The sequence below is a fragment of the Mycobacterium simiae genome (genome assembly GCF_008370645.1).
Taxonomy (GTDB): domain Bacteria; phylum Actinomycetota; class Actinomycetes; order Mycobacteriales; family Mycobacteriaceae; genus Mycobacterium; species Mycobacterium simiae_A.
Genome location: NZ_VTZN01000328.1, coordinates 1 through 2,475, shown reverse-complemented (window position 1 = coordinate 2,475; position 2,475 = coordinate 1). Strand labels below are relative to the sequence as shown.

Sequence of the window (2,475 nt, the reverse complement as noted above, 5' to 3'; positions counted from 1 at the left end):
TGCGAACGACTGGCGGTAAATCTCGGCCGCATCGCGGATGTAGTCGAGCACCCCGCCCACCCTAAGGCCTCAAAACCCGGTAGCCGTCGCCGGTGGCAACTAGCACCTCACCGGTCAGCGGACTGCCGCAGCCGCGTTCGCAGCCGACGAAGTGCCGGTGCAGGCCGGTATTCGCGTCCAGCGCTCGTGCGGCGTCGGCCCGTACGTCGGCAACCGAGTGCGCGCACCCGGGGCGTCCGGTACACGCGCTGACGCGAAGCCAGGGCGAGTTTTCGTCGAACACCAGACCTCATGGCGCCAGCACCCGCAGTGCGGTGTCGGCGACACCTTCGTCGAGATCGCACACCAGTACAGATCGCCACGGCGTGACCACCATGGGAGCTCCGATCGCGGCGAGAAACTCCGCGATACGGGCGCTTAGCACCCCAAGCGGTACTGCGGCACCCAGCGTCACTCGGCCGTCGTCTTGTGCTATCCAGCCCACCGGTGCCTGGGCAATCGGCGGAAACGAAGGACCCAACTCGACACCGGCCACCAGGTCGGTGAGGTCAGCCAATTCGTTTACCCGCCAGGCTTTTCCGCGCACCTCGATGAATCGCAGCGCGAGTCTGACCAACGTTTCGGTGACATCGTTGATTCGCGTGCCCGTGTTGTGTCCCGCCAGCGCGAGCGCAGGTCCGTCGGGATACAGCTGCGCGCCGATGTCGGCAGCCAGCCCGGAGACATCACCGCGGCCGTCGTCGAGACTGAACCAGAACCGCCCGCCTAAGTCTGCAAGCCGCGGTTCGGCGCAGATCGCTGCATCGAGATCGCCCACCCAATCCCGGATATCGTGGTAGCCGCCGACCCGGCCGGACAGCGGCGACGCGACGATGTTGCGGACTCGCTCGTGCGTCGTCGACGGCAACAGCCCCGCAGTGGCGATTGCCTCGGCGACCGCTGCGACGTCGGTGATACCACGCAACTGCAGATTGCCGCGCGAGGTCAGCTCCAGCGTTCCCGAGCCGAAGCCGCTCGAGACGCTAGCCAGCGTCGCCAGTTGCGCCGCGGTGATCATCCCGCCTGGCAACCGAACCCGCACCAGCGCCCCGTCGGCGGCCTGGTGCACCTGTAGCGTGCCTGGGCAGGCGTCGGTGCCGCGGGTTCTGGCCACTACCCACGGTATGTGATTGGGCCACTGCCCGGCTGGGCTGGGCAGGTTAAAGTAGCGTCCGACCATGTCTACTGAGACGACCCAGGCCGTGGCCATCATCCGCGGGTACGAACGTGCGAGTTCACCACCCCGTCGCGCGACGGTTCGCCACAGACCTGGCCGGTAATTCCGTTGCTGCTCAAGGTCGGTCTCTTCCTTGTGACGACGAGCATCGGTCTTCCGCAACGGCCATTAATATCCGGCGCAATCCGAAGGTGAGCATGGTGTTCTACGGTGTACGGATTCTGATCCATGTGATTCCGCGCCGCGCCTACCTGTGGCCAACTTGCGACTTCACCATGTCTCCCCAGCCGATTGATGTTGGTGGCCTTGCAAGTGTGGTCTGAAGCGGCGAAAGAGCTTGCCAAGTACCCGGAAGCCGTTGTGACGGCGATTGATCCTGCGGGCTATCCCCTCGGCGTGCGACAAAGGGCACCACGCTATGACTCGCAGACCGGGGAGTTCGTGGTCGCCTGCCCATCACGTCATCCCGTCGCTGCCGGACCGGCGGCAGTCTTGTGTCACTCCCACGACGCTGACCTTCGAAATCTCACGCAAATTCAGATCACGGGTCGGCTAACGCGGCGTACCGGCCGATGGGTGTTCATCAGCACCAGCTTCCGGCGGCCATCGGGGTCGCAGCTGGCTACCCTGTGGCGGCTGAGCCGCGACATGCGCGTGGTGGGCAGACGCTACCTCGACCCGCGTGGTCTATTGATGCCTTATTGATGCTGAAGGTCAATTTCGAAGCACTCCAAGAGCTGCGTCGTCGGGGGTAACCACTCCGAAGGCGGAGTCGGCCCAAGTGCGCAACCGCCCTGGAGATCAGGGTTGGACGCTCCTGGGCCAAGGCATTGACCCAGTGTCATTCCGCATGCAGCGGTCAACAGCACAGCCCGAAGCGCTAATCTCGCCTTGCTGGTCTTTGCGCTCATCAGGTCCTGCTCTCATGGGCCGATACTGCTCAAATAAAACGGTGTGCTGATGGTATCGCTTTGATCGGTGTTCCGAAAGACTTTTCTGAATAGGCCGTAATAGACGGCACGCTGCCCACCACGAATGTCAAAGTACTTTACAATGCTCTACTGTAAGTGGACAGCCCGCTGTGCCACGTCAATACTTTTGACAAGCACAGGTTGTGATGCTTCATCGAATAGCCGATGTAAAAATGGATGCTCCAGCGCTACCCGATTACGAGGTAATTGTCGCAAATTCGCCCGAGTTGTCGCCCAAATGCGGAACTGATCACGGAATGGATCTACTCTCTGGGCGTGTAGGGCCCG

At 62.6% G+C, this 2,475-nt stretch carries 1 pseudogene; it reads right to left on the bottom strand.

From position 1 onward, the window contains the following. Positions 1–61 precede the first annotated feature (61 nt). Positions 62–1,153: pseudogene (gene cobG, locus F0Q45_RS25410) on the bottom strand (precorrin-3B synthase). Positions 1,154–2,475: the final 1,322 nt, after the last annotated feature.